The sequence below is a fragment of the Pseudanabaena biceps PCC 7429 genome (assembly GCF_000332215.1).
GTDB classification, from domain to species: Bacteria; Cyanobacteriota; Cyanobacteriia; order Pseudanabaenales; family Pseudanabaenaceae; genus Pseudanabaena; species Pseudanabaena biceps.
On the sequence record NZ_ALWB01000370.1, the window covers coordinates 1 to 2,638 of the forward strand.

General features: G+C 44.4%; 4 protein-coding genes. 1 reads left to right on the forward strand and 3 read right to left on the reverse strand.

Going from position 1 to position 2,638, the window contains the following annotated elements:
* Nucleotides 1-288, reverse strand: a 288-nt coding sequence (locus PSE7429_RS22390) for a hypothetical protein (RefSeq protein WP_009629675.1), incomplete at its 3' end; no start/stop codon positions are given.
* A 104-nt stretch (nucleotides 289-392) separates the two neighbouring features.
* Complete coding sequence (locus tag PSE7429_RS22395; protein ID WP_144052569.1) at nucleotides 393-737, reverse strand: hypothetical protein; 345 nt, start codon at nucleotides 735-737, stop codon at nucleotides 393-395.
* Between the two features lie 220 nt (nucleotides 738-957).
* Between PSE7429_RS22395 and PSE7429_RS26445 the strand changes: the two genes are divergently transcribed.
* The gene (locus PSE7429_RS26445) at nucleotides 958-1,101 is read left to right on the forward strand and encodes a hypothetical protein (protein WP_009629677.1); all 144 of its coding nucleotides are present in this window, start codon (nucleotides 958-960) and stop codon (nucleotides 1,099-1,101) included.
* A 19-nt stretch (nucleotides 1,102-1,120) separates the two neighbouring features.
* Here the strand turns inward: PSE7429_RS26445 and PSE7429_RS22400 are convergent.
* Nucleotides 1,121-2,638: hypothetical protein (locus PSE7429_RS22400; RefSeq protein WP_233424421.1), on the reverse strand; the 1,518-nt coding region annotated here is incomplete at its 5' end.

Consider the following 2,638-nt stretch of genomic DNA (forward strand, 5'->3'; position numbering starts at 1 on the left):
AATGATTTCAGTCTTTACTTCCTTTACCATAGCTTTCAGTTTCGGGGCTGCTTTTGCTGAGGGTAATGCTACTGTTGCATCTGGTAGCACTGGGGTTTGGGCTGTTAGATTCTTGACTGTGACTTCAGGTGTTTCTATCTGAGAAGTTAGCAGTGATTGATCAGTGGGTTCAGCCCCTAGAAATGATAGTAGGGCATAGGTTAGTGCGGTCAATAATCCCAGTAATGCTATCAGGCTCATGGTTATAAGAGCTTCAACTGCGATCTTGAAAATTGTTGGTGGCTTCATTGTTTTTCCTAATATTGGTTGATTTTCTTCAATGCTGGTTGGGAATCGGTAAGCGAGATCTTTGTCAGTTCACTCGAATTTAAGCGCGATCGCTAGATTGATGTTTAGTTCAATTCTCTTGCTGCATTTTTTTTAGAGAAGATCTGGGGATAGTCTTCGGACAGGGTTTCCAGATGTCTTGTCGCTACTTCTCGGCAATGTTGCGGGTCTGTTGTGTATTCGTTCATGGCGGCTTTGACGAAGTACTCGGCATAGGTCAGCATTTCCACGATGCTCGGATCTACTTTGGAGATTTGGTCTGGATGCTGAGCGAGGTATTCTCCTAGTTCCTGTACGCTTGCTTGTACTGCGTCGAGAAGCAGGTCTTTGATTTGGATTGTCCGCTTTGTGCCATCTCTGAAGGTCAGCAGTTTTGTGCCATCTGTTAAATCGATGATTCTTGCATTCATCGATTTAGCGAGGTCAATTAGCTGTTTGGTCGTCTTCAGGCAGCGCGATTTCGATCTGAATACCTGCGCTTGTGTCTTACCTGTCAGCGAACTTATTGCTACTTCCATAAGATTATTCTTCCTAATTCGTCAATCGTCATGGACTTCAAGCGTAAGCGCTCTTTCTTCTTGTTCATAAGTGATGAAGTTGATAGCATGATATCCGTGTTATTATGCTTTTATGATTCTCTCTTTTAGGTTCTTTTCCACTTCGGCTGATTTCTGGATGAATCTCCAACAGTCTTGGGATCTCTATCATGCTCAACTGTCTGAAAATCATGACCTCCAAACTATTCAACCATTAAAGGTTCTGTCTGCTGGCTAATCTCATTGAGATCGCTTCTTTATCTTTGTTCTTGCTTTACCTTTTGACTTTCAGATATTAACTGAAGAGCGCGATCGCAGTTTTGGGCATCTCTCACGGTTACTTGGCTATGGGTAATCTCTAATCCTTGCTGTACTAATAATGGTAGATACTGGAATTCGTCTTGATTCACGACTTTACTATCCAATGTCAGCATATCTGTTGCTTGTTCCCATGTGGCTCGATATTTACCTTCGTTGCCCTTGCGCTCAAAGACGAGGTTGCCATCCTGTGATTCTACATAGTCGCTTTTGATTGCCAAAATTTCTCGCCACTGCGAGGCGATGTGCTGGCTCAATGACTGACGATCCTTGTGCATCGCTTGCTGTGCTTTTTCGGTGATGCTTTCACCTGCTATAAGCTCTTGAATTCGGTCTATATATTTTTCGCTCTTGCCCAAATATTCGGCAATGCGACTCCATTCCATTAGTTGCTGAATATCGGTAACGATGCTGTTATCGGCTTTGATAGGTTCTGTCGGGAATGGCTCAATCTTTCCATCCACATAGTCTCCCAAGGGCTGAAAGTGCATTCCCCATGTGTTGCCATGTCCTTGAAATGTCTTCAGTTCCTTGGCGCTATGTTTTTCCATCTGCGACCATTGCTGTTGATAGGCGGCATCATTCAGCATTTCTGGGGTGATTTTGTACTGTTTGCCCACTTTAAAGGCGACTTTCTGCGCTCCTGCAATCGCGATCGCTATATCCCCTTCCTTGAATCCATAAGCAGCATAGGGTTCATATCTCCGCGTCGTATGACATCTGCCATGTCCGCGCATGGCTTCGATACAGCTATCAACTGGTAATGGATTGGCTTCTCCATGCATCTTGAGGGGATAAACCATCTTGACGGGTTTTCCTATGATTTTGACTGGCTGTTCTGAATCAAAATGACTACGCACTGATTCCCTCAATTGCGATTCTATCTTTTCGAGGGGATTTGCATGAGTGCTGCTTTTCTGCGTCTCCATATGGCTTTCAGATTGAGCATTAGTTTCTATCGTGGCTGTGGTAGTGGGGATAGTAAGCGCTTCTCGATCTCGCTCTGGCTCGTACTTTACTCCCATCGCGGCGAGATTTTTCCAAGACATTTCAATTAAACTTGCTTTTATTGCTTGCCCTTCGTAGAGATAGGTAATTCCGTTAATTCTGCCTCTTGTCTGCACTTGGGCTTTTAGTCCAACGTTCTCCTCAGTAAGTTTTGCCACAAATTCGGTCATGGTCGGTTGGTTTGCGGCAGCTTTGGCGATCGCCTCCTTTAATTGCGGCACAATGGCATCAAGGTTGACTACTTCTTTGACTCGTTCTGGTGATAGTCCGTGCCATATTTCAGGAAGTTTGAGTGTACTTCTGTCGATCGCTAAGTCTGCATCTTTCTTGCTGGCGGAAATATGGATATTTGCGATGAACTGACTACCAATGGGCATATAGGCTGCGTCATTGTGGACAACACCCATATTTTCCATTGGTCGCCTGTTTGGACTTGAATTACTCTCTTG